24 protein-coding genes are annotated in these 22,574 nt (G+C 56.1%); 12 read left to right on the forward strand and 12 right to left on the reverse strand.

Translation table 11 applies throughout. From position 1 onward, the window contains the following. Positions 1 to 287 precede the first annotated feature (287 nt). The 9 genes from EVJ30_RS08525 to EVJ30_RS08565 form a co-directional block, all read right to left on the reverse strand. Positions 288 to 833, reverse strand: a complete 546-nt coding sequence (locus EVJ30_RS08525; protein WP_131468758.1) for a DUF998 domain-containing protein — start codon at positions 831 to 833, stop codon at positions 288 to 290. 1 nt (position 834) lies between these two features. Continuing rightward, on the reverse strand, positions 835 to 1,332 hold the full coding sequence (locus EVJ30_RS08530) for a DUF1572 family protein (RefSeq protein WP_131468760.1): 498 nt from the start codon (positions 1,330 to 1,332) through the stop codon (positions 835 to 837). Positions 1,333 to 1,613: 281 nt separating this feature from the next. Continuing rightward, a complete protein-coding gene (locus tag EVJ30_RS08535) occupies positions 1,614 to 2,279 on the reverse strand; it encodes a DUF2225 domain-containing protein (RefSeq protein ID WP_131468762.1) in 666 nt (221 codons plus the stop codon). An 8-nt stretch (positions 2,280 to 2,287) separates the two neighbouring features. Next, positions 2,288 to 2,731 (reverse strand): YaaR family protein, encoded by a 444-nt coding sequence (locus EVJ30_RS08540; RefSeq protein WP_016508634.1) that lies wholly within the window; start codon positions 2,729 to 2,731, stop codon positions 2,288 to 2,290. A 22-nt stretch (positions 2,732 to 2,753) separates the two neighbouring features. Further along, positions 2,754 to 3,578, reverse strand: a complete 825-nt coding sequence (locus tag EVJ30_RS08545) for a flagellin N-terminal helical domain-containing protein (RefSeq protein WP_131468764.1) — start codon at positions 3,576 to 3,578, stop codon at positions 2,754 to 2,756. Continuing rightward, positions 3,562 to 3,942, reverse strand: coding sequence for a flagellar protein FliS (locus EVJ30_RS08550; RefSeq protein WP_131468766.1), 381 nt, complete (start codon positions 3,940 to 3,942; stop codon positions 3,562 to 3,564). The genes EVJ30_RS08545 and EVJ30_RS08550 overlap by 17 nt, the downstream gene beginning before the upstream one ends. Further along, positions 3,939 to 4,229: an EscU/YscU/HrcU family type III secretion system export apparatus switch protein gene (locus EVJ30_RS08555; protein ID WP_071397988.1), complete on the reverse strand. Its 291-nt coding sequence runs from the start codon at positions 4,227 to 4,229 to the stop codon at positions 3,939 to 3,941. Before EVJ30_RS08555 ends, EVJ30_RS08550 begins: the two co-directional genes overlap by 4 nt. A gap of 9 nt (positions 4,230 to 4,238) precedes the next feature. Then, positions 4,239 to 5,954, reverse strand: a complete 1,716-nt coding sequence (locus EVJ30_RS08560) for a hypothetical protein (protein WP_236636065.1) — start codon at positions 5,952 to 5,954, stop codon at positions 4,239 to 4,241. Between the two features lie 92 nt (positions 5,955 to 6,046). Next, entirely contained in the window at positions 6,047 to 6,553 is a 507-nt protein-coding gene (locus tag EVJ30_RS08565) for a competence protein ComK (protein ID WP_236633350.1), read from the reverse strand. A gap of 260 nt (positions 6,554 to 6,813) precedes the next feature. Here EVJ30_RS08565 and cspD point away from each other — a divergent pair, with 260 nt between their 5' ends. The 12 genes from cspD to EVJ30_RS08620 all read left to right on the forward strand — a co-directional run bounded on the left by cspD (position 6,814) and on the right by EVJ30_RS08620 (position 19,246). Continuing rightward, the gene (gene cspD, locus EVJ30_RS08570; RefSeq protein WP_035386012.1) at positions 6,814 to 7,011 is read left to right on the forward strand and encodes a cold-shock protein CspD; all 198 of its coding nucleotides are present in this window, start codon (positions 6,814 to 6,816) and stop codon (positions 7,009 to 7,011) included. 325 nt (positions 7,012 to 7,336) lie between these two features. Continuing rightward, positions 7,337 to 7,897, forward strand: a complete 561-nt coding sequence (gene hpf / locus EVJ30_RS08575) for a ribosome hibernation-promoting factor, HPF/YfiA family (RefSeq protein ID WP_016508657.1) — start codon at positions 7,337 to 7,339, stop codon at positions 7,895 to 7,897. 141 nt (positions 7,898 to 8,038) lie between these two features. Next, positions 8,039 to 10,561, forward strand: coding sequence for a preprotein translocase subunit SecA (secA, locus tag EVJ30_RS08580; protein WP_131455794.1), 2,523 nt, complete (start codon positions 8,039 to 8,041; stop codon positions 10,559 to 10,561). A 53-nt stretch (positions 10,562 to 10,614) separates the two neighbouring features. Further along, positions 10,615 to 11,715, forward strand: coding sequence for a peptide chain release factor 2 (prfB, locus tag EVJ30_RS08585; protein ID WP_131468770.1), 1,101 nt, complete (start codon positions 10,615 to 10,617; stop codon positions 11,713 to 11,715). Between the two features lie 61 nt (positions 11,716 to 11,776). Next, the gene (locus tag EVJ30_RS08590; protein ID WP_071397984.1) at positions 11,777 to 12,634 is read left to right on the forward strand and encodes a YitT family protein; all 858 of its coding nucleotides are present in this window, start codon (positions 11,777 to 11,779) and stop codon (positions 12,632 to 12,634) included. 107 nt (positions 12,635 to 12,741) lie between these two features. Further along, the gene (cccB, locus tag EVJ30_RS08595; RefSeq protein ID WP_131468772.1) at positions 12,742 to 13,077 is read left to right on the forward strand and encodes a cytochrome c551; all 336 of its coding nucleotides are present in this window, start codon (positions 12,742 to 12,744) and stop codon (positions 13,075 to 13,077) included. Between the two features lie 22 nt (positions 13,078 to 13,099). Continuing rightward, a complete protein-coding gene (locus tag EVJ30_RS15160; protein WP_161568831.1) occupies positions 13,100 to 13,255 on the forward strand; it encodes a hypothetical protein in 156 nt (51 codons plus the stop codon). A 337-nt stretch (positions 13,256 to 13,592) separates the two neighbouring features. After that, on the forward strand, positions 13,593 to 14,279 hold the full coding sequence (ftsE, locus tag EVJ30_RS08600; protein ID WP_131455800.1) for a cell division ATP-binding protein FtsE: 687 nt from the start codon (positions 13,593 to 13,595) through the stop codon (positions 14,277 to 14,279). Beyond that, positions 14,269 to 15,171, forward strand: coding sequence for a permease-like cell division protein FtsX (gene ftsX, locus EVJ30_RS08605; RefSeq protein WP_131455802.1), 903 nt, complete (start codon positions 14,269 to 14,271; stop codon positions 15,169 to 15,171). The genes ftsE and ftsX overlap by 11 nt, the downstream gene beginning before the upstream one ends. Before the next feature lie 25 nt (positions 15,172 to 15,196). Next, positions 15,197 to 16,567, forward strand: a complete 1,371-nt coding sequence (locus EVJ30_RS08610; protein WP_131468774.1) for a murein hydrolase activator EnvC family protein — start codon at positions 15,197 to 15,199, stop codon at positions 16,565 to 16,567. 98 nt (positions 16,568 to 16,665) lie between these two features. Then, complete coding sequence (locus EVJ30_RS08615) at positions 16,666 to 18,069, forward strand: S41 family peptidase (protein ID WP_131455806.1); 1,404 nt, start codon at positions 16,666 to 16,668, stop codon at positions 18,067 to 18,069. Between the two features lie 40 nt (positions 18,070 to 18,109). Next, positions 18,110 to 19,246 (forward strand): PDZ domain-containing protein, encoded by a 1,137-nt coding sequence (locus EVJ30_RS08620; RefSeq protein ID WP_131468776.1) that lies wholly within the window; start codon positions 18,110 to 18,112, stop codon positions 19,244 to 19,246. Between the two features lie 37 nt (positions 19,247 to 19,283). Here the strand turns inward: EVJ30_RS08620 and glpK are convergent, their stop codons facing one another. The 3 genes from glpK to EVJ30_RS08635 all read right to left on the reverse strand — a co-directional run bounded on the left by glpK (position 19,284) and on the right by EVJ30_RS08635 (position 22,495). Further along, the gene (gene glpK, locus EVJ30_RS08625) at positions 19,284 to 20,801 is read right to left on the reverse strand and encodes a glycerol kinase GlpK (RefSeq protein ID WP_131468778.1); all 1,518 of its coding nucleotides are present in this window, start codon (positions 20,799 to 20,801) and stop codon (positions 19,284 to 19,286) included. A 30-nt stretch (positions 20,802 to 20,831) separates the two neighbouring features. Continuing rightward, positions 20,832 to 21,539 carry an MIP/aquaporin family protein gene (locus EVJ30_RS08630; RefSeq protein ID WP_131468780.1) on the reverse strand — a complete coding sequence of 236 codons (708 nt, stop codon included), beginning with the start codon at positions 21,537 to 21,539 and terminating at the stop codon, positions 20,832 to 20,834. A 98-nt stretch (positions 21,540 to 21,637) separates the two neighbouring features. Further along, complete coding sequence (locus tag EVJ30_RS08635) at positions 21,638 to 22,495, reverse strand: sulfite exporter TauE/SafE family protein (protein ID WP_131468782.1); 858 nt, start codon at positions 22,493 to 22,495, stop codon at positions 21,638 to 21,640. Positions 22,496 to 22,574 lie beyond the last annotated feature (79 nt).

A 22,574-nucleotide genomic window follows, 5' to 3' on the forward strand; every position in this document is an offset into this window, starting at 1 on the left:
CATATCGGATGAGGGAAAAGAAACGGGCCGGCATCCAGCCGACCCGTGTCGATAGTTTCCAAGAGTAACGTGTAAAAAAGGGATTTTTAATCCGTTATTAAGAAGGAATTTTAAACCGCTGTTGACACCTATGCGAAGGAAGATTGTCTTCCTGATGATGACGGTCACTATGTTGGGTTTTTCACACTATTGAAAACCCGCTACAAACGTCGATAGCGACTGCTTGCAGCGAGCGGATTCCTTCTTTTTGGGTTGTTCACCAAACCCGAGCGACGTGAAGCGTAGCCTCATCTCCGGACGTCCGGTTTCATATAAAAGAATAACCACCAAAACGCACTGATGAACATGGTCCGCTGCAGTAGCCCCATATAGTCCGGTGCCAGCCACATGCAAAGTGGGATGATGACGGCGATGGCGGCCAACAGAAAGCCGGCGACGCGTTGCCGACCGTGACTCATGAATCCGTGCCCCGCCGCGAGGAGCGTGAACGTAAAACCGGTCGCATTCGCGAAGACGGAATGCATCTGGTCATGAAACAGATCGACCGGGACGCCGTCCATCAACGGCGCGTGATGAAAGATACCGGTCAACAACAAGCTGGTCCCAAACAACGCCCCGAACACTTGGTGATAGCGGACGCGCGTGGTGAGCGTGACGAGCACCGTCATGACCCCGAGAGCGATGAAGGTGACGTTCATGACCCAAGCATGCGGAGAGGCTTGGGCACCGAGGTGGCTCGTCGTATTGCTGACGAGCGAGTAGCCGTCAAAACTGAACAACGGGAGTACGGTCGATACGACGAGAAAAGCGAGAAAGACGAGTCGCGCCGCCATGTCAGCGCTGATGCGGCAACGGAATTGTCAACACGCTCCAACTCTCTCCGGCGAATATTTTCGCTAAGTAGACGATCTGGCCGACATGATAACTGTAATGCGACACTTGCTTCTCGATCGCCCAGATGACGCTCTTCTCCTCGCCGCGAATGTAGACGGTCTTACCGATGTCGTCCGGCGTCAAGCTCGCCAAGACGTCGTCTAACAGTTGCCAACGCTCGTCCCACGTCGCCATCAGTTCGGTGCGGGACAACTGTTGATCCTTGAACTCGGCGTCGCGGTTCCGGTCCGGTTTCTCCCCGTCCGTCGTCAAGAAGTCGGTCCAACGTGATAACATATTATTCGAGATATGTTGCACGATGACGGCGAGCGAGAGCGTGTCCGGTGCGAGCACGCGATGCAGGTCGTCATCACTTACTTGATTGAGCGCGCTTTCTGCGAGCTGTTTCTGTTCTTGAAAGATGCTTCGTACTTCGGTTAGGTAACGTTGTTCAAACATGTAACTTCCTCCTTTTCATTCATATAAACAATACCCCGAAAAATCTTCGGTGAAAACAATAGTAAAATAACGAAATGCGATTTATAATGGAGTAGAACCGTGCAAGACGCCACCGCGTGATCGGTTCTTGGGTGCCCTGTTTAGGTTTTGTCGCGAGTCAGATCGCGCATATCTCCTTTCGGTTTAGGGGTTCATCCGTTAAGAGGGTCGATCGCGTTTGTCCGTGAGTGGATGAGCGCGGTTTTTTTGTATGCGAAAAGGGAAAGCCGAGGCTTTCCCTTTTAGGCGTGCTCGGCCCGGAAGTCTTCCCAATGATCTTTCGCTTGCGTCCGGATCCGTTCTGACACTTCCTTACTGCCGAGTAAGATCCCGTACCAGCGCCGGGCGTCCTCATACAACCCGAGGGCGGCCGACAAGTCGGCGATCCGCAGCATGAGCTGATCGTACGGCAGGCCGGTCCGGACTTGGTCGGTATACACTTCCTGCACCTCGTTGTACTTGTCGAGCGTCCGTTGCATCCATTCCTTCTCGGCCGCCCCGTTCCCGATCAAGCGGTTCATCCAGACGAGACGCATCCCGAGCATGGCAATGACCGACGGCTTCTGTCCGCTCAGCTGTGCTGTCATGACGGCGAACTTGTACAGTTGGATGACGTGCTCGGGCGTGCGGTCACCTTGGAGCGTCTCCGGGTTGATCCGGGACAAATAGTTCGTCTCGAGCGCCTCGCGGTTGTTTTTCCGGACTTTATCGAACGAGTCGTGGAAGACGAGGTGGCAATGGCTGCAGACGGCTGGCTCATACAAGTACGGGTTCTCGCCGTCATACGTCGTATAGCCGTCCTTCGCGACTTCTTGCGGCCGGATATGGCGCGACAAGATGCGTGGTGTCACACTTTCCTTCAAACAGTACGGGCATTTCACTTTCTTCGAAAACAAATGTTCAGCCATACGTCACCTCACACGTACACGTTGACGAGCAATCCGCGAATCTCACCGACTTGGTCGAGGAGCGACAGACGTGACGCTTCCCCCGAGATGACCTGGTCCGTCAGTGCGAGCAGTTTCTGGTCGACCTGCTCGACGATCTTATAGATCTTGGCTCGGCCCCGGCGGTTGAACCCGCGTTTGTCTTCGAGGCTGAGCGCCGCGTCAACGGCGTCTTTCATAAAGTCTTTGATCAAGCGTTTATATTCGGTGAGCGACTCGACCGTCTGGCTCTCGGCGAGGAGCTCACCTTGATCGTGAATGGCCGCGATCTGGCGCTGGAAGCGCTCGTATTCGCGGTCCTCCCGTTTTTGTCCAATCACGTTCTGGAACGAGACGCCGGGTTCCGCGTCAGGCCGCTTGGCTTTGCCCGCGCCGTGAAGCGACTGGGTCTCCATAATTCGACGAATGTCCATCAGGCCTCGTCCTTTCTGTAAGTTAGTTCAATAATTGTAACACGCCTTGCGGCAACGCGTTCGACTGGGCGATCATCGCCATGCCGGACTGGTTCAAGATGTTGAGGCGGGCGAAGTCCATCATCTCGCGGGCCATGTCGGCGTCGCGGATGCGTGACTCGGACGCGGTCAAGTTCTCTGAACCGATCGTGACGACGCTGATGTTCGCTTCCAACCGGTTTTGAATGGCCCCGAGCTTCGAGCGTTCGAGCGAGACGTCGTTGATCGCTTTATCGAACTTGGCGATGGCGTCGTCAGCACCGATTTGCATCGTGACGTCGATCCCGTCAATCCCGAGCGCTTCCGCGCGCATATCGGCGACGTTCAAGACGACGCCTTCACCGCTGCCGGCCCCGAGTTGGAAGAAGAGTGTCTCGTTCCCCTCGATATAGTCACCGTTCATGATCTTCTTCGAGTTGAACTCGGTCGTCTCGGCGATCCGGGATACTTCTTCTGTCAAGGCACTGATCTCTTCTTGGATCGCTTTCGTATCGTCCGGGCTCAACGTCCCGTTCGCAGCTTGGACCGACAGTTCGCGCATGCGCTGCAGGAGCGAGTGTGTCTCGTTCATGCCGCCTTCGAGCGTCTGCGTGAGCGAGATGCCGTCGAGTGTGTTGCGCTCGGCCATCGACAATGAGTCGAGGCGCATCCGCATCTTCTCAGAGATGGCGAGGCCGGTCGCATCGTCCGACGCCTTGTTGATACGGACGCCGCTCGAGAGGCGGTCCATCGTCTTCTTCATCGTCGTCTGGTTGAGCGACAGCGACGTATAGGCTTTCAAGGCTTGAATGTTATTGGTAATTTTCATAACGGTTTCCTCCTACGTGTGCGGGTTGAAGACGCGCGTTCGTGATGGCCTCGTCCCAAGTCGTCTCTAAGTCGGTCGCGAGCGAATGGAGCTCTTCGATTTTACCTAAGTCTTGTTCGATCAGCGCCTCGAGGCTACCTTTCGCCATATACAAATACACTTCCTCTAGCTGGGCCGAGATGATGCCGCCGCCGTCATGAAGTCCTTGGTACAGTTTGGCGAGCAGTTCGCGCGCTTGGCGCAGATGACGGTTGCGCTCGGCGATCGTCGCGGTCAGCGCGGTCTCGTAATGGTAGGTGAGCGCGTGGAGCATCGCTTGCGTCAACTCCTCCGGGCTCATTTCATATAATCGGTTCGAATTCATGATTGTTCTCCTTTGATCGAGTCAAGTTCTTCTATTAAAAGCAACACTTCGGCCATGACGTCATATAGTTCCGGCGGGATGGCATCCCCGAGGTCAAGGTCGAGCAGGTGGCCGAGGAGCGAATGGTCGTGCTCGATGGCCACACCGCGCGAGCGTGCCTCTTCCAAAATCTTGTCGGCGACGGCACCTGTGCCGCGGGCGACGATGATCGGGGCCCGGTCGGTCGTCTCGTCATAACGGACGACGGCGGCCGTCTTACGTTTCGTCAAATCCATGCGTTGATACATAAGGGCCTCCTAGATTCTAAAGTCATAGCCGGTCGTCTGTGTGCGCTCTGGTTCGACTTCGACTTTCTCGGCTTTCGTCAGCGGGCGGAACTGGGTCGTCACGCTCCGGTAGCCGATCGCTTCGAGCGTCGTCTCGATCTTGCCGAGCAGCGGTCGCGCGATCCGTTCGACCGTCGGGTCATCATGCTCGAGCGTGAGCCGGAGGTTGCGGTCGAGCGCTTCGACTTTCACGCCGATCTCGCCTAAGCGAGGCGTCTCGAGCCGGATGTAGAGGACACTGTTCTCCCAATCGACGACGTCGCCTGCTTCCCGGTTTTGGATGTGGACGTGGATGCCGGTGTCGATCTCCTGGACTTTCGCCGGCAGGGCGAGCAGGAGCTGATGGAGCTGCCCGCCGTCGAGCCGGTTGATCGTCTGTTGGACTTGGAAGAACGAGGCGAGGCGCGCAGCTTCCGGTGACGCCGCCTCCGATCGGACCGATAGTGCCGATGCCTGAACGGCTTGCGACGTTTGTGCTTGCGCCTGTTGCGACGCGGTCTGGACGCGCTGCGCCGTCTCTTGGACGTGGCGGCCTGACAGGTTGGCTTCAAGCCGGAGCGGTGTCACCTGGACCTCACCGGCACGTGTGGCGCCATGCGGGATGTATTCGACGCGGACCTGGTTCGGCACGTAGCGGAACTCGTTCAACGCGGTGCGCACGTCTTTGATGAGGGCGGCACTCTCGGCAGGCTTCGTCGATAACAGTGACAAGGCGACGTCGAGCTTCGCCGTCATCGCGACGAGTGCTTTCTCTTGCCGAGCGTCGGTATGTAACAAGGCGTCCGTCTTTTGGATGAGCTGCGTCAGACGCGTCCCGACCGTCTCGAGGGCGGGGCGGGCCAAATGCGGCTTCGATTCGACGAGCGCCGCGACTTGTCCGAGCTGTTTCGTCACGGTCGCCTGTTCTGCGCGGAACGTGTTCGTCACGGCAGCGAGATGCGTCGTCACTTCCTTGACCACGACTTGACGTCCGCCTACGGGTGGCAAGGCTTCCCTCGGTTCGGGGCGGGCGGGTGGTGCGGCCGGGAGTTCTTTGATCAGCCGGTCGACCGTCTCCGGTGTCGGTGTGACCCGTTCTGTGGCCGGACGCGACAAGTTGACGAGTTCGACGTAACGCTCTTTTTGCGGGTACGGTGCGTCCGGTGCCGGTACCTTCAGTTGACGTTTCGCTTCATCTAATGAAGCGACCGCGATGTCACGGGCGACGTCCGGTTTGACGACGGGGGCGTCCATCGTGCGCAAGAACAAGACGGCATCGCGCATGTCACCTTTGAAGACGGTCTCGAGCAAGCGGACCGTGTCCTCGTTCATAGGCAGGCGTCCCGATTGGATCAAGCGGCTGACGGCGCTCCGTACCTCGGGCGGGAGCGATGCGAGCAGCGCTTGGATTTTCGTATCGACTTTCGTCTCGGGTTTCGTCCCTGGCGCCGGTGCGTCCGCCGTCTCCGTTTCCGGTTTGACGACGACGGTCCCGAGCAACACCCCGTCCTCTTCGACGAGCGTCAGTTGGAACGGGTTCGTCTTCGGTAGCCCGTCCTTGAACGTGACCTCGACTTGTTCGCCGCCGACCTTGACGATGGCCGTGTCAGGACCGGTCTGCTTGACGATTTCAGCTTTATAGACGCGGTTCATCTGGACACCCGCGTTCGCGGCTACGGTTGTAGCGAGTTGCGCTTGGATTTGCATAGTTGTCACCTCGACCAATATATCGACCTCTTTTTCAAAAAGTGAAGCAAAATCCCCATAAAAAAACCTCCCGTCAAACGACGGAAGGCAGGTCAAGATTCGAGCGCAGGGCTCATGTTCAGTTGTTGGAACCGGGCGACCAATTCGCCGGTCGCTTTGATCTGGTTTTTTAAGACGTACGCGGTCGCGTTCGTCTGGATGCGGTGACCGTCTTTCGTGACGATCACGCCGTTCGGGGCACCCTCGACAGTCACGATGTCCCGAATGTGGGACCAGGCGTACCATTCGCAATCTTCACGTTTCGGTGATTTCGTCGGGAAGAAGACGAGTCCCGTCGTCGGTTCGATGACGACCGGCACTTTGCCTTTGACCCCGGCGACGCGTTTGGCGACGAAGATCCGTTCCTCGATCGAGCTGTTGTACTGGCGGCAAGAGAGCTGCAGCAACTGGTACGGCCGGAGCGGGGTCGAGATCTCGCTGCCGTCCTCGAGAATGATCCGCGATTGCTTCATCATGTCAAAGCAAGGCAGGATCGCCACGGTTCGCTTCGTGATGCGATATTTTTCCTCGGAATAGTAGGGGCGCATACGCTGCACCATCCTCCTCGTATTAGATTTTCAGGATCGGCCGATATTCAAAAAAGCACAAACCTAAATCATCTCTTCCATGATATATCACAAAAAATGTAAATTCAATAAGCCAATATGAAAAGTAGGGAAATATAATTCCAATGTAAGCCAAAAGACGATTCATTTACAAAATAGCAGAAAATGGTTGTATAGTGACCGAGAAGGTGGTAATATAGCTACTAGAGGGAAAGCCTCTGTATTCTTCAATGGTGAAAGGAATGGATTTGCACATGGTAGGTAAAGTAAAATGGTTTAACTCAGAAAAAGGTTTTGGTTTCATCGAGGTAGAAGGCGGCAAAGACGTTTTCGTACACTTCTCAGCAATCCAAACTGACGGCTACAAAGCTCTTGACGAAGGTCAAGAAGTTGAGTTTGAAATCGTAGATGGCGAACGCGGCCCACAAGCGGCTAACGTTGTAAAATTATAATTTCAAACCGTGAACCGGCTTCCTCGTGAAGTCGGTTTTTTGTTTTGTCTACATAGTATTTTTCTCTTAAGAAAACGAGTTTAAAAACGGCGATAACGGGTAACTTCTTTTTATACAACCGATTCGATTGCAGGCGTGAGCATCGGAACAAAATTGTCATTATTTTCTGATGATAACGTTTTCAAATAAACTGAATTCGGGGTATACTATATATGAGCCACCCGCTTCCGCTTTCTTTTTAAGATCTTTTTAAGAAATGAGGCAGGAGATTCGGTCCAAAATGACGAATCATTGGTTCAAGCGGTTATTTTAAGGAGGAGTTCAGATGATTTATAACATTCGCGGCGAAAACATTGAAGTCACACCAGCCATCAAAGACTATGTCGAGAAAAAGCTGGAGAAGTTGACTCGGTATTTCACAACTCCTACGGATGCACAGACGGCTTACGTCAACTTGAAAGTGTACAACGAAAAGCAAAAAGTAGAAGTGACGATCCCGATGACGAACTTATTGCTTCGCGCTGAGGAAACCAACCTCGATATGTACGCGGCAATCGACCTCGTCGTCGACAAATTGGAACGTCAAATCCGTAAACACAAAACAAAGCTCAACCGTAAAGGACGCGCCAAAGAAGGCGGGATCGGCGAGTATTTCAAATCACTCGAAGGTTCTGAAGACATTCCTGCGTACGATGAGGACGAGGCAGAACTCGAACTCGTGCGGACGAAGCGGTTCACGCTCAAGCCGATGGACACGGAAGAAGCGATCCTTCAAATGGACATGCTCGGTCACAGTTTCTTCGTCTTCTCAGACGCGGAGACCGGGAACACGAACGTCGTCTATCGTCGGAAAGACGGTAAATACGGCTTGATCGAACCTGAATAATCTAACTTTGAATTCACACGGCCCTCCGACTTGGAGGGCCGTTTCGTTTTGCCTTTCCTTGAAAGCGTGGGTCACTTCGGTTAAACTGTACATTAGGGAAAAAACATGCATTTTTGACTGAGTGCAGAGGAGATAAAACGTATGGCGAACTTTTTGAAAGATTTATTTGCTCCACAGAAACGAGTATTGAAAAAAGCAGAAAAAGCGGCCGACTTAGTCGAGTCATTCGCTGAGCCGACGAAGGCGTTGTCTGACGAAGCACTTCAGGCGAAGTCTGTCGAATTCCGTGAGCGTCTGGATAAAGGGGAAACGCTTGACGATATCCTTCCGGAAGCGTTCGCGGTCTGTCGCGAGGCGTCAGAACGCGTGCTCGGCATGCGTCACTACCGCGTCCAGCTCATCGGGGGCTATGTGCTCCATAACGGCGACATCGCCGAGATGAAGACCGGTGAAGGGAAGACGCTCGTCGCGACGCTCCCGGTTTACTTGAACGCCCTGACTGGCCGTGGCGTACACGTCGTGACGGTCAACGAATATTTGGCGAAACGTGATAAAGAACTCATGGAACCGCTCTACTTCGCGCTCGGCCTCTCGGTCGGACTGAACGTCTCGAACATGGACCGCGTCGAGAAGCAGGCGGCGTACAACTGTGACATCACGTACTCGACGAACAACGAACTCGGGTTCGACTACTTGCGTGACAACATGGTCCTTTATAAGGAAGACCGTGTTCAGCGTGAGCTCTACTACACGATCGTCGATGAAGTCGACTCGATCCTCGTCGATGAGGCGCGGACCCCGCTCATCATCTCAGGGTCGGCCCAAAAATCAACCGAATTGTACACACGTGCCGACGCGTTCGTCCGGACGCTCAAGCTCGAAGACGACTACACGGTCGACGTGAAGACGAAATCGGTGTTACTCACGGACAAAGGGGTCGACCTCGCCGAGAAGTTCTTCGGCATCGACAACTTGTTCGCGATCGAGCACGTCTCGGTCAACCACCACGTCGGGCTCGCATTGCGTGCGAACGCCGTCATGCATCATGACGTCGACTATATGATCCGCGACGGCCAAGTCATGATCATCGACCAGTTCACAGGTCGGGTCATGGACGGACGCCGCTACTCGGAAGGTCTGCACCAGGCGATCGAGGCGAAAGAAGGCGTCGAGATTCAACGGGAATCGATGACGCTCGCGACGATCACGTACCAAAACTACTTCCGGATGTATGAGAAGCTGGCCGGGATGACCGGTACGGCGAAGACGGAGGAAGAAGAGTTCCGTAACATCTACAACATGCAAGTCGTCACGATCCCGACGAACAAGCCGATCGTCCGTGAAGACGGTTCTGACCTCATCTTCAAGTCGATGGAAGGCAAGTTCAAAGCCGTCGTCGAAGAGATCGCTTCGGCGCACGCGACCGGACAACCGGTCCTCGTCGGTACGGTCGCCGTCGAGACGTCTGAGTATTTGAGTAAGCTGCTCACGAAGAAGAAGATCAAACACGAAGTCTTGAACGCGAAAAACCACGCCCGTGAAGCCGAAATCGTCGAGAACGCCGGACAAAAAGGTTCGGTCACGATCGCGACGAACATGGCTGGACGCGGAACCGACATCAAGCTCGGCGAAGGTGTCATCGGGCTCGGCGGTCTTTACATCGTCGGTACCGAGCGCCACGAGTCGCGCCGGATCGACAACCAGCTCCGCGGTCGGGCCGGTCGTCAAGGCGACCCGGGTAAATCGCAGTTCTACTTGTCACTCGAAGATGAGCTCATGCGCCGCTTCGGGACTGACAGCCTCCAGAGCATGATGGAGCGCCTCGGCATGGACGACACGCAACCGATCGAGAGCCGCATGGTCTCGAAAGCGGTCGAGTCGGCTCAAAAACGTGTCGAAGGCAATAACTATGATGCCCGTAAACAGTTGCTCGGTTACGACAACGTCATGGCCGACCAACGGAAAGTCATGTATAAAGACCGGGCCAGCATCCTCGAGAACGAATCGGTCACCGATATCGTCCGCTCGATGATCCGTGAGACGGTCGAGATGGGCGTCGCGCAATACACGCCGCTCGAACTCGTGCCGGAAGAATGGAACATCGACGAGCTGGCGCACTGGGCCAACCAGACGCTCGCCCTCGAGAATGCGGTCGCCGGGAAAGACTTCTACGGCAAAGAACGCGAGGAGATCACTGAGCTGTTGCTTGAGCGGACGAACGCCCAGTACGAGGCGAAACGTCAACTTGCACCGCCGGAACGGTTCAACGAGTTCGAGAAGATCATCGTGCTCCGTGCCGTCGATTCGCACTGGATGGCGCACATCGACCATATGGACCAACTTCGTCAAGGGATCCACTTGCGTGCTTACGGACAGAACGACCCGCTCCGTGAGTATCAGGCGGAAGGCGTCAGCATGTTTGACGCGATGAACGCGGCCATCTCGGAAGAAGTGACCGGCTTCGTGCTCCGTGCCGAGGTCGGCGACAACCTCCGACGCGAGAAAGTCGTCGAGGAGGAAGTGGCGGTGTCTGGCAAGGACGACGCACCGGTGAAGAAAAAACCGGTCCGCCGTTCAGAAGACCAACGCCTCGGGCGCAACGACCCGTGCTGGTGTGGTTCAGGCAAGAAGTTTAAAAACTGTCACGGCAAACAACAAGCTTAATTTTAAAGAGGCGAGCCTGCTCGCCTCTTTCCTACGGAAAGGTGAATCTCACTATGGAAATTTCAGATATTCGGAACGAACTCGAGGCGATGGCAAAACGCCTCGAAAATTACAGACAATCGCTTAACTTATCAGAGAAACAGGCGCGCATCGCCGAGCTCGAGAACGAGATGACGTACCCGGACTTCTGGGACAGCCAAGAGAAGGCACAAAAAGTCATCGACGAGTCGAACGCGCTCAAAGCGATGGTCGACAAGTATCAAGAGCTCGCGGACGGTCACGAGGACGGCGAAGTTACGCTCGAACTCATCAAGGAAGAACCGGACGCCGAGATGCAAGGTGATCTTTCAGAGATGGTCATGGCGCTCAAGGCCGACTTCGACGCGTTCGAACTCGAGATCCTCTTGAACGGAACGTATGACACGAACAACGCCATCCTCGAGCTGCACCCGGGTGCGGGCGGTACCGAGTCGCAAGACTGGGCCTCGATGCTCCTCCGCATGTATCAGCGTTTCGCGGACAAACAAGGTTGGAAAGTCGAGACGGTCGACTACCTCGCGGGCGAGGAGGCCGGCGTCAAGTCGGTCACGCTCCGCATCGTCGGGCATAACGCCTACGGCTACTTGAAAGCGGAGAAAGGGATCCACCGCTTGGTCCGGATCTCGCCATTCGACTCGTCAGGCCGCCGCCACACGTCGTTCGTCTCGTGCGATGTCATGCCGGAATTCGATGACGATATCGAAATCGATATCAGAACCGAAGACCTCCGCATCGACACGTACCGCGCCTCGGGCGCCGGCGGTCAGCACATCAACACGACCGACTCGGCCGTCCGGATCACGCACGTGCCGACGGGTGTCGTCGTCGCATGTCAGGCCGAGCGTTCGCAGATCAAGAACCGTGAAGCGGCGATGAAGATGCTCAAGGCGAAACTGTACCAGCGCGAACTCGATGAGCAGCAACGCAAGCTCGACGAGATCCGCGGTGAGAAGACAGACATCGGCTGGGGTAGCCAGATCCGTTCATACGTCTTCCACCCGTATGCGATGGTCAAAGACCACCGCACGAGTTATGAAGTCGGGAACACGAGCGGCGTCATGGATGGAGACATCATGGGCTTCATCGACGCGTACCTCCGTAAGACAAATATGTGATGCATGTGGCTCAAAGACGTCCGTCTTTGGGCCACGTTGTATGTAGAGGAGAATTTCTTTAATGAAGCAAATCGTCAAAGACTATATTTACTTATTGACCGGTTCCGTGTTCGTCGCCTCGGCGTTCAGTCTGTTCCTGTTCCCGAACAACATCGCCTCGGGCGGCGTCAGCGGGATCTCGATCATCACGTACGAGCTGTTCGGCATCTCGCCGGGGGCGTTCCAACTCGTCTCGAACGTGTTGCTCCTCCTCGTCGGCTGGATGATCCTCGGGCTCGGCTTCGGCGTCAAATCGCTCGTCGGCTCGATCTTCTTACCAGGTGTGATCTTGTTTTATGAAGCGATCGGTGCGGGCGCGGCGGTCGACGATACGCTGCTCGCGGCCGTGTTCGGCGGCGTCGGTGTCGGGATCGGCCTCGGACTCATTTTCCGCGGCCGGGCCTCGACCGGCGGGATGGACTTACTCGCCCAGATCCTACATAAGTTCACCCACATCCCGCTCTATCTCTGTATCGCCATCCTCGACGGGACCGTCGTGGTCGTCGCGGCCGTCACGTTCTCGTTCACGACGGGACTGTACGCGCTGATCGCCTTGTACATCACGATCAAGATGATCGACTTCGTCCAGCTCGGCTTCACGCAAGACAAGATGGCGTATGTCATCTCGGACAAGCGTGACGTCATCACGCGCGCCGTCTTCGACGAGCTCGACCGGGGCGCGACCGAGATCCAGGCGATCGGCGCCTATTCGCGTCTCGACCGGCCGATGCTCCTCGTCGTCGTCCGTCAGAACGAGGTGAGCCGGTTGAGAGACCTGATCCGCCGCATCGACCCCGACGCGTTCCTCATCTTCAGCGAGGCGCACGAGGTGATGGGCCAAGGTTTCACCTCAGATAAACGGTATAGCAACGTCCCGTGAGATGTGGAATCTTTGTGTACTTTTCGTGAGATTAGGTTAAAGGCCTTGTCAAAACGGTTATAATGGATAATGTAGGCAATTTCTACAACTTAGGAGGGGAACCCTATATGAAGAAGTGGATGATGGCCATCGGCCTCGGCGCCATGCTCACGCTCGGTGCGTGCGGCGGCGGCGATGAAGAAGAAACGACAAGCAATGGGGATACGGGCTCGAACACGGCTTCGGTCGACGCGGAAGCGGTATACGCCCAAAACTGTGCAGCCTGTCACGGCGCGAACTTGGAAGGCATGAGCGGTCCGGCATTGACGGACGTCGGTGCACGCCTCTCAGCTGAAGATATCGAGAACATTATTCGAAACGGACAAGGCACGATGCCTGCGAACGTAATCGAGGACGACGAAGAGATCACAGCGGTCGCGGCTTGGCTCGCCGACAAGAAATAAGGATCAAGACCACGGGATAACCGTGGTTTTTTGCATTCCGTGGTTTGGATTGGTCGCCGTTCATCGGTGCGTTCGTCCTGTTGCTGTCGGCGCCATGACGACGAACGTTGGCATGTGGTATTTTGCGATGTTGTTCGACGCGTTGAAAAAACGTCCGACCGATAAACGGAACGATTGAACATAGGCACTCGCCCCGGCGAGTGCCTATTTGAATGTGCGTTTCACCAAATGTGACTGCAACGTGAAACGGACGTTCAATCCAACAATTTCCCACCGAACTCAATCGAACTGAAACAATCCTGTAATGGTTATTTAAAATTCTGGTTGTTATAATTGTAGGCGCTCCTACTACTGAATCTGATGAATCTTGACCTGTTAAGAAACTTGGACGGTGCCTTGACAGAATCACTAGTTATCGTGTAGAACTGAGGCTAGGCGAAAATATTCACTTACTAAACAACTATACACTCGTCATAGATGCATGAAAAATTTATAAAAAGGGTAGGGAATACGTTATGATCTCGATGCAAAAAGTTAGTAAAGTATATCCAAACGGTGTCGTCGCAGTCGACGACCTCGATTTGAAGATCGAAGACGGCGAATTTTTATACGTCGTCGGACCATCCGGCGCCGGGAAATCGACGTTCATGAAAATGATTTATCGGGAGGAGAAGCCGTCGAACGGTCAACTGTTGATCGATGGGATCGACGTCGGGAAATTAAAAAACCGTCACGTCCCGAAACTACGCCGCCAGCTCGGCGTCATCTTCCAAGATTATAAGCTGCTCCCTTCATTGACGGTGTATGAGAACGTCGCGTTCGCCCTCGAAGTCGTTCAGGCCGACACAGGTACGATGCGTAAGCAAGTCATGGACGTCTTAAACTTAGTCGGACTTAAACATAAGGCACGTAACTATCCGGACGAACTGTCGGGTGGCGAACAGCAACGTGTCTCGATCGCCCGCGCCATCGTCAACAAGCCGAAGCTCATCATCGCCGACGAGCCGACCGGTAACTTAGATCCGGATACGGCATGGGGCATCATGGAAGTATTCCAAGAGATCCATCGCCGCGGGGCGACGATCGTCATGGCGACACATAACCGTGACATCGTCGATAAGATCCGTCATCGCGTCATCGCGATCGAAAATGGCAAAGTCGTCCGCGATGAAGAGAAAGGAGCATATGGCTATGATATTTAAAAGTGGGCTACGCCATTTACGCGAAGGGTTCAAAGGGACGCTTCGCAACGGTTGGATGTCGTTTGCGGCCATCAGTGCCGTCACCATCACCTTGTTACTCGTCGGCGTCTTCGCCCTCGTCATGTTCAATGTCAACGAGATCTCAGAGAACGTCGAGAACGACGTCGAGATCCAAGTGTTCGTCACACGGACAGCGGAGGAAGCGAACGTCGAGAAGCTAGGCGAGAACTTAGAACAGATCCCGGGCGTCGCCTCGGTGACGTTCAGCTCGAAAGAGGAGGAACTCGAAAACTTCCGCAACCAGCTCGGGGAAGACGCCAACGCGTACGGAACGGTCGAGAAAGACAACCCGCTCCATGACCGCTACATCGTCAAAGCATCAGACCCGCTTAACACGGAGACGGTCGCCGACGCGGTCCAGTCACTCGAAAACGTCGATAAGGTCACGTACGGTCAGGACTATATCGATAAGATGTTCGCCTTCTTCAACGGAATCCGCATCGGTGGACTCGTGTTGATCGTCGGACTCACGCTCATGGCGATGTTCCTCATCTCGAACACGATCAAGATGACGATCTTCTCACGCCGTCGCGAAATCGAGATCATGCGTCTCGTCGGAGCGAAAAACAGCTTTATCCGCTGGCCATTCTTCATCGAGGGACTTCTGCTCGGTGTGCTCGGCGCGCTCATCCCGATCGCGGTCATTTATTTCGGCTATGACGTCGCATATGGTGCTTTACAACCATCGCTAGATCAACTGAATAGTGATATATTTAAATTGATCGATCCATCGGTACTCACGACGCAAGTCTCGCTCGTCTTGCTTGCGCTCGGTGCGTTCATCGGGATCTGGGGATCGACGACATCGCTCGGTCGATTCTTAAAAGTCTAGTTTAAATATGAGGAGGAATTGGCGGATGAAACGTTCGCTTGCGCTTGGATTAAGTTTGACGCTACTCGCCGCGCCGGTCATGGCGACGGAGAAAGAGACGTTGAAAGAACGACAAGATCGTCTATCCAATCAATTGGAGCAGTCTAAAAAAGCGCAAGTCGAGACGGACGCCGAGCTCGAAGTCACCGAGGCACAGCGCGACGCGGTCTCAACCGAGGTTCGTGCCGTCAATGAACGCCTCGAGGGCTTAAGTGAACAGATCGCCGTCCAGCAAGTCGAAGCGGACGCGGCGCGCTCAGAGCTCGAGGCGACCCGCCAACAACTCGCTGCCCAAGGGCAGTATCTTGAAGGCCAGAAGGCGCTCCTTAGTGAGCGTCTTCGTGTGCTTCAAATACACGAGGACCGGTCTTATCTCCAAGTCGTGTTCGAATCCCGCTCGTTCGGGGATTTCGTGACGCGGCTCATGACCGCACAGACGATCGCGGAGCAAGACCGGGACCTCATACATAGCTATATGCATGAAGTCGAGCGCCTCGAGACGCTCGAGGCGACGCAACGGACACAGCTGTCGTTCGTCAAACAAAAAGAGCGCGAGCTCGTCGTCACGAAACAAGCGCTCGATCAAGCGGCCGCAGAGAAACATGTGCTTCTCTCGGAACTAAACGAGCAGGTCGAACTGCTCGAGCTCGAACGGATGACCCGTGGCGAAGAACAGGCGCTCATGAACGAACAGCGCCGCATCATCGCCAGTCAGCTCGACGCGATCGCGACGGCTGAACGGGAACAAGCGGAAGCCGAGGCTCGCGCGAAACAAGAGGCCGAGGCAAAAGCCGCCGCAGAAGCGCGAGCACGGGCCGAAGCAGCGGCACGAGCCGAAGCCACCGAACGAGCCGAAGCCACCGAACGAGCCGAAGCGAATCAAGAAACCGTGACACCACAGGCACCGCCAGCAGCGGAACCGAAAACCGTCACGGCTCCGGTCAGTACGTTCTTGCGCCCGGTGTCGGGTTACGTGTCGAGCCGATTCGGACCGCGGGAGAACCCGCTGACCGGGGCGCCGGAATCGCACCGCGGCATCGATATCGTCAACGCGACCGGCACACCGATCGTCTCGGCCGCCCCAGGTATCGTCATCAAGGCGGCTGAAGCGACCGGTTACGGCAACGTCGTCTTCGTCTCGCACGTCGTGAGCGGGCAAGTCTGGACGACCGTCTACGGTCATTTAGATTCGATCACGGTAGCGGCCGGCCAGTCGATCGGGGCGGGCCAGACGGTCGGTACGCTCGGCAACACGGGCTGGTCGACGGGACCGCATCTCCACTTCGAGCTCCACCGTGGGGAGTGGGCACCCGGGCAACCAAATGCGGTCGACCCGGGTCCTTATATCGGCTACTGACAGACGGACGCGTCCCAAATATGTGGAACGCGTCCGTTTTTCTGAAGTTTTTGCTATACTGGATGAAAGACCGACAAAAAGAAATGAGGGACTTACCCGTGAAAAACACAACCGCAGGACTACTCGCCGGCGCGACGTTCGTGGCAGGGGCCGGTGCAGGCCTGGCGACGATGGCGTTCACCGATACGAGGTTACCGATCCAACCGAAAGCAGAAGGTTGGGACAAGGTCGAACAAGTCCGCAGCTTGATCGAGACGCACTCGCTAAAGGACATCTCGGAAGAAGACTTGTTGACCGGTGCCCTTGACGGTATGACGGCAGCGCTCGATGACCCGTACTCGGACTTCCTCGACGCGGAAGAAACGTCACAGTTCACCGACTCGATCGAGTCGAGCTTTGAAGGAATCGGCGCGACTTTGGAGAAGAAAGGAGAAGACATCTTGATTGTCGCTCCAATCAAAGGCGCACCAGCCGAGGCGGCAGGTCTTCGCCCAGGGGATATCATCACCGCGGTCGACGGCGAATCGATCGAAGGGATGGCCGTCGAAGAGGCGGTCCAGCTCATCCGTGGCGAAAAAGGAACTGTTGTCACGCTGACGATCCGTCGCGGCGGGCAAGAGGCCGACTACGAGATCACACGGGATACGATCCCGATCGAGACGGTTTACTCGGAAGTGAAAGAGCAGGACGGCAAAAAGATTGGCTATCTCGAAGTGACCCAGTTCTCAGAGCCGACGGCCGATGAGTTTTTAGAGCAGCTCGAGACGCTCGAAGCAGAGAATATCGATAGCTTGATCATCGACGTCCGCGGTAACCCGGGTGGTCTCTTGCCGGCCGTCATCGCGATGACCGAAGGGTTCGTCCCGACGGACAAGCCGGTCGTTCAGATCGAGAACGCCGACGGCGAACGTCAATCCCAAAACGGACGCGCCCGTGAGGCGAAGCCGTACAATTTGTTCGTCTTGACGAACGAAGGCTCGGCCTCGGCGTCCGAGATTTTGGCCGGTGCGCTCAAAGAAGGCGCCGGTGCGACGATTATCGGCAATGCGACGTTCGGGAAAGGCGTCGTCCAGACGGCGTTCGACTTGGAAGACGGCAGCAACTTGAAGCTGACGACGAGCAAATGGCTCACACCGGACGGCAACTGGATCAACGAGACGGGTATCGAGCCTGACGTTGAGGTCGATCAACCGGATTACTTCGGGGTCAACCGCATCCTCGCGGAAGAGGATGCGCTCGAAGTCGGGGACTACGGCGAGACGGTGTCGAACCTGCATACGGTGTTGACCGGGATCGGTTACGCGCCGGGCGGTCAGCCGGGTTACTTTGGTGACACGATGGCACAGGCGGTCTCGGACTTCCAAGCCGACAACAACTTGGCGGAGGACGGGGTCGTCAATGAAGCGACAGCGTCCGCGCTCGAGTCACGGTTGCTTGAAGTCATCCAAGACGAGGCGAACGATGCCCAGTTGAACCGGGCACTTGAAGAAGCCGCAAAATAAGGATTAGGGAAAGGATTGGACAAGTGTGGACGTTCTACGAATGAGTTTTACCGCTTTGTTGACCTTGTTAGGTAGTCCGCTGCTCTGGGCGACGTTCGTCTCCCTCGCTTACATATCTATGACGCGCATTAAACGAGAGCGAAGCATGTTCCGGTCGCGCCGACGCTCGCCAAAGTCAGATTGGCGCCACTTTGTGTGGCCGAGTCTGTTGCTCGCGGTCCTCGGAACGGTAGCGACCGTCTTGCTCGAGACGACGGTCAACTTCGAGTGGGTCATCACGTTCACCGTCCTCTACGCCCTGATCGTCTTGACGATGCATCCGCGCTTCATGAGTCCGGCGTTTCCGTTCCTGATCATGCTCGTGGTCATCAGTCTGCGTGACGTTGTCTCGCTCGCGGGGCTCACGGATTGGGTCGACCGGCTCGCCGACGTCGAGTGGCCGGTGTATGCGCTCGTGTTCGGCATCGTCACGCTCGCCGAAGCGATCCTCCTTCGTTGGAACGGAACCAAAGAGACGTCACCGACGCTCATCTTGTCGAAGCGCGGCCAGTTCATCGGTGGACACGTCGTCAAGCGGATTTGGTTCTTTCCGCTCATCGTCTTTTTACCGCCGTCGTTCGGGCTCGACTTCTCGGTGCCGGTCATCTTGCCGATCCCGATCGGGGTCAGCCTGCTATCGACCGGGGCACTGCCGGGAACGCTGCTCGGCCGCTTGAGCCTGTATCGCGGTTTGCTCGCAGTGGTCGCGCTCGGCCTGTTTGCCGGGTCGTACGTCCTCGACGTCCCGTACGTCGCTTATGTGTTGATCGGTCTGTTCGTCTTGTACGAGTTCGCCTTGCAGCTCATCAAACGCGAGAATCGCGGCACGACACCGGTCTTCCTGAACGGGAACCGCGGGGCGGTCATCATCGATACGCTTCCGGGTTCGCCGGGGGAGACGATGCAGCTCGTTCCAGGTGAGTCGATCTACAAAGTGAACGGTACGGTCATCACCGGAGGGAGCAGCTTTTATGAGGCGCTTCAACTCCATAAGCCGTACATCAAGCTCGAAGTGCTCAACTTGAACGGGGATATCCGCTTCGTGCAACGGGCGATGTATGAGGCCGACCCGCACGAGCTCGGGATCTTGTTCGTCGGGGAACCGATGAGCCCGCGCTTGCGCTTACGGAAATTATAAAAGGGAGCATCCGTCGCGGATGCTCCCTTGCTTGTGTTTAGACTTCAAGTTTTGATGGTTTGAAGCCCATTGTCGCTTCGACGGCGTGTTGCCAGCCTTTGTAGAGCTCTTCACGATGCGTTTCATCCATGTTCGGTTCGAACTGATGGTCGAGTTTCCATTGCTGCTTGATCTCGTTCTGGTCTTTCCAGAACCCGACGGCGAGTCCGGCGAGGTAGGCGGCGCCGAGCGCCGTCGTCTCACTCACTTCCGGACGTTCGACCGGTACGTTCAAGATGTCCGCTTGGAACTGCATGAGGAAGTCGTTGTTGACCGCACCACCGTCGACGCGGAGCGTCTTCAATGCGATGCCGGAATCTTGCTCCATCGCCGTCAAGACGTCGCGTGTCTGATAGGCGAGCGATTCGAGCGTCGCCCGGACGAAGTGTTCTTTTTCCGTACCGCGGGTGAGCCCGAAGATGGCGCCGCGGACGTCCGAGTCCCAATACGGGGCACCGAGTCCGACGAAGGCCGGGACGACGTAGACCCCGTCGGTCGTGTCGACACGGTTCGCATACTGTTCCGTATCTTTCGCCGACTTGAGCATACGCATCCCGTCACGGAGCCACTGGATGGCCGATCCGGCGACAAAGATCGATCCTTCGAGCGCGTACTCGACTTTTCCGTTATAGCCCCAGGCGATCGTCGTCAACAGACCGTGGTCCGACTTGACGGCTTCTTCTCCCGTGTTCATAAGCATGAAGCAACCCGTTCCGTATGTGTTCTTCCCTTCGCCTGACTCGAAGCAGGCTTGGCCGAACAAGGCGGCCTGCTGGTCACCGGCCGCGCCGGCGATCGGGACTTCGAACCCGAAGAAGTGGTACGGGATCGTGTGGGCGTATACTTCACTCGATGGCTTGACTTCAGGCAGCATCGACTTCGGTACGGTGAGGATGTCGAGCAACTCATCGTCCCACTTCTGCTCGTAGATGTTGTACATGAGCGTCCGTGACGCGTTCGAGTAGTCGGTGACGTGCGCGAGACCGCCCGAGAGCTTCCAGATGAGCCACGTGTCGATCGTTCCGAACAACAAGTCTCCCGCTTCCGCTTTCTCACGGGCGCCTTCGACGTTGTCGAGGATCCATTTTACTTTCGTCCCCGAGAAGTAAGCATCGATCAAGAGGCCGGTTTTGTCACGGAACAAGTCCGCATGGCCCGCTGCTTTCAATTCGTCACAGATGCCGGCAGTCTGACGCGATTGCCAGACGACGGCGTTGTAGACAGGTCTGCCGGTCGACTTCTCCCAAACGACCGTCGTCTCCCGTTGGTTCGTGATGCCGATGGCCGCGATCTCTTTCGGGTCGATGTCGGCCGAACCGAACGCCTCGGCCATGACGGCGAGGACCGAACCCCAAATCTCGTTGGCGTTATGCTCGACCCAGCCTGGTTTCGGGAAGTACTGCTTGAACTCGCGTTGAGCGGTCGTGACGATCTTGCCGTCGTGGTCGAAGATGATGACCCGTGAACTGGTCGTACCTTGGTCGATTGCTAAAATATACCGTTTTTCTTTGTCCATATGAATGTGCCTCCTTAGAAGTTAGGGTGATTATGGGACGAGGATACCATAGAGCAACGCGGCGATGACGGCGCCGATGATCGGTCCGACGACCGGGACCCATGCGTAGGGCCAGTCTGACGTCCCTTTGTTTTTAATCGGGAGTATCGCATGCGCGATCCGCGGTCCGAGGTCACGGGCCGGGTTGATCGCATAACCGGTCGTTCCACCGAGTGAGAGACCGATCGAGACGACGAGGAGTGCGACGATGAGCGGGTTCAACCCGTCGGCGAACGTGTTGGCGCCGAACGAGAGTATGGCGAAGACGAGGACGAACGTCCCGATGATCTCTGAGATCAAGTTGAACGGGATGTTCCGGATCGCTGGTATGGTCGAGAACGTCGCAAGTTTCGCACCTTGGTCTTCGGTCACGTCGTAGTGCGGTTTGTAGTGCGCGTAGACGAGACAAGCCCCAATGAACGCCCCGATGAACTGGGCCAGGATGTACAGTGGCACATCAGCCCATGGGAAGGCCCCGCTCGTGGCGAGTCCGATCGTGACGGCCGGGTTGATGTGCGCGCCTCCGTAAATACCTGCAGCGTACACCCCAATCATAACGCCAAAGCCCCAACCGAACGTGATGACGATCCAGCCGCCGTTCTCGGCTTTCGAGTGGCGGAGGACGACGCCGGCGACGACACCGTTACCGAGCAAGACGAGTAGCATCGTACCGATGATTTCGCTGACAAATGCTGACATGTGATACTCCCTTCCTTTCGTATTAGAGTTGACTTACCACTTTTTTATATCCCCTAAATGAAAGCGCTTCGAAACCAAGATATTGAAAAAACCACTTCTCAACGAGAAAAGTGGTTCGGACTGGTAAATCGTTTGGAAAAATCGATGCTGATGCCGACGAGAAATACAGCAAGGGTACTCAAGCTCGCATAAGACAACGGTGTCCACCATGTCGCCCCGAGGTCGAGCACGATCGAGGTGATGACAGCCAAGTAGAGCCAAGCGAGCCGTCTTGAAATCTCGTGGTCCCGATAACGATTCGTGAGCGCTGCACCGAATGGGGCACCGATGAAAGCACCCGTCACCAAGGCGATCGGGGCCACGTAATCGAGCGACAGCGACGGCAGGTAACCGCTGAGCCCGCCGAGCGAGATGAACAGGACGGCGGCGAGACTCGTCCCGACGGCACGGTGCGTCGAAAACCCGAGCCAGCTCACGAGCAGCGGGACGATGATAAAACCGCCGCCGATGCCGAGGAGCGCCGACAAGAGTCCGGCGATCGCACCGATGAAGAAACTTGCGGCAAATCCGGATTTTTTCCGTTTCGACGGCTTCGATGTTTTCTTTAGAAGCGTAACGGCAAAATAAGAAAGGATAAGCAAATAGAACACATTCAGCAACCAATCATACGTCCCGGAGATCGAGAGTACGAGCCGGCTCGACAGCTGCGCAGTGACGGCGCCGGTCAGACCGACCGTGAGACCGGTCGACCACGACACGTTGCCGAGCGACGAGTGCTTCTTCGCGCCGGCCAGGCTCGTCCCGACGACGAACAAAAGTGACGTCGCGACCGCCTCGGCCGCCGAGTATCCGTTGAACAAGAGCACCGGGACGATGATGACACCGCCCCCGATACCGAAGAAACCGGACAAGGCGCCGACGACCGCGCCGAGCGGGATGAAGAGAAGTGACCACATGACGACCCACCCATTTCTGTTTAGATTCCTCCTCACTATAGCGAATCGGGGAGCGGTTTGGGAAGCGTCTCAGAAGCGA

The sequence above is a fragment of the Exiguobacterium sp. SH5S13 genome (genome assembly GCF_004337085.1).
Classification (GTDB): Bacteria; Bacillota; Bacilli; order Exiguobacteriales; family Exiguobacteriaceae; genus Exiguobacterium; species Exiguobacterium aurantiacum_A.

What these genes read in the sequence shown, in the direction of transcription:
- EVJ30_RS08540 (WP_016508634.1), bottom strand. Translation starts at nt 2,731, where the DNA reads ATGGACATTCGTCGAATTATGGAGACCCAGTCGCTTCACGGCGCGGGC.
- EVJ30_RS08620 (WP_131468776.1), top strand. Translation starts at nt 18,110, where the DNA reads ATGAGTTTTACCGCTTTGTTGACCTTGTTAGGTAGTCCGCTGCTCTGG.
- EVJ30_RS08535 (WP_131468762.1), bottom strand. Translation starts at nt 2,279, where the DNA reads ATGGCTGAACATTTGTTTTCGAAGAAAGTGAAATGCCCGTACTGTTTG.
- cspD (WP_035386012.1), top strand. Translation starts at nt 6,814, where the DNA reads ATGGTAGGTAAAGTAAAATGGTTTAACTCAGAAAAAGGTTTTGGTTTC.
- ftsX (WP_131455802.1), top strand. Translation starts at nt 14,269, where the DNA reads ATGATATTTAAAAGTGGGCTACGCCATTTACGCGAAGGGTTCAAAGGG.
- prfB (WP_131468770.1), top strand. Translation starts at nt 10,615, where the DNA reads ATGGAAATTTCAGATATTCGGAACGAACTCGAGGCGATGGCAAAACGC.
- hpf (WP_016508657.1), top strand. Translation starts at nt 7,337, where the DNA reads ATGATTTATAACATTCGCGGCGAAAACATTGAAGTCACACCAGCCATC.
- EVJ30_RS08630 (WP_131468780.1), bottom strand. Translation starts at nt 21,539, where the DNA reads ATGTCAGCATTTGTCAGCGAAATCATCGGTACGATGCTACTCGTCTTG.
- ftsE (WP_131455800.1), top strand. Translation starts at nt 13,593, where the DNA reads ATGATCTCGATGCAAAAAGTTAGTAAAGTATATCCAAACGGTGTCGTC.
- EVJ30_RS08550 (WP_131468766.1), bottom strand. Translation starts at nt 3,942, where the DNA reads ATGAATTCGAACCGATTATATGAAATGAGCCCGGAGGAGTTGACGCAA.
- EVJ30_RS08610 (WP_131468774.1), top strand. Translation starts at nt 15,197, where the DNA reads ATGAAACGTTCGCTTGCGCTTGGATTAAGTTTGACGCTACTCGCCGCG.
- cccB (WP_131468772.1), top strand. Translation starts at nt 12,742, where the DNA reads ATGAAGAAGTGGATGATGGCCATCGGCCTCGGCGCCATGCTCACGCTC.
- EVJ30_RS08590 (WP_071397984.1), top strand. Translation starts at nt 11,777, where the DNA reads ATGAAGCAAATCGTCAAAGACTATATTTACTTATTGACCGGTTCCGTG.
- EVJ30_RS08555 (WP_071397988.1), bottom strand. Translation starts at nt 4,229, where the DNA reads ATGTATCAACGCATGGATTTGACGAAACGTAAGACGGCCGCCGTCGTC.
- EVJ30_RS08545 (WP_131468764.1), bottom strand. Translation starts at nt 3,578, where the DNA reads ATGAAAATTACCAATAACATTCAAGCCTTGAAAGCCTATACGTCGCTG.
- EVJ30_RS08530 (WP_131468760.1), bottom strand. Translation starts at nt 1,332, where the DNA reads ATGTTTGAACAACGTTACCTAACCGAAGTACGAAGCATCTTTCAAGAA.
- EVJ30_RS08525 (WP_131468758.1), bottom strand. Translation starts at nt 833, where the DNA reads ATGGCGGCGCGACTCGTCTTTCTCGCTTTTCTCGTCGTATCGACCGTA.
- glpK (WP_131468778.1), bottom strand. Translation starts at nt 20,801, where the DNA reads ATGGACAAAGAAAAACGGTATATTTTAGCAATCGACCAAGGTACGACC.
- EVJ30_RS08565 (WP_236633350.1), bottom strand. Translation starts at nt 6,553, where the DNA reads ATGGTGCAGCGTATGCGCCCCTACTATTCCGAGGAAAAATATCGCATC.
- EVJ30_RS08560 (WP_236636065.1), bottom strand. Translation starts at nt 5,954, where the DNA reads ATGCAAATCCAAGCGCAACTCGCTACAACCGTAGCCGCGAACGCGGGT.
- EVJ30_RS08635 (WP_131468782.1), bottom strand. Translation starts at nt 22,495, where the DNA reads ATGTGGTCACTTCTCTTCATCCCGCTCGGCGCGGTCGTCGGCGCCTTG.
- secA (WP_131455794.1), top strand. Translation starts at nt 8,039, where the DNA reads ATGGCGAACTTTTTGAAAGATTTATTTGCTCCACAGAAACGAGTATTG.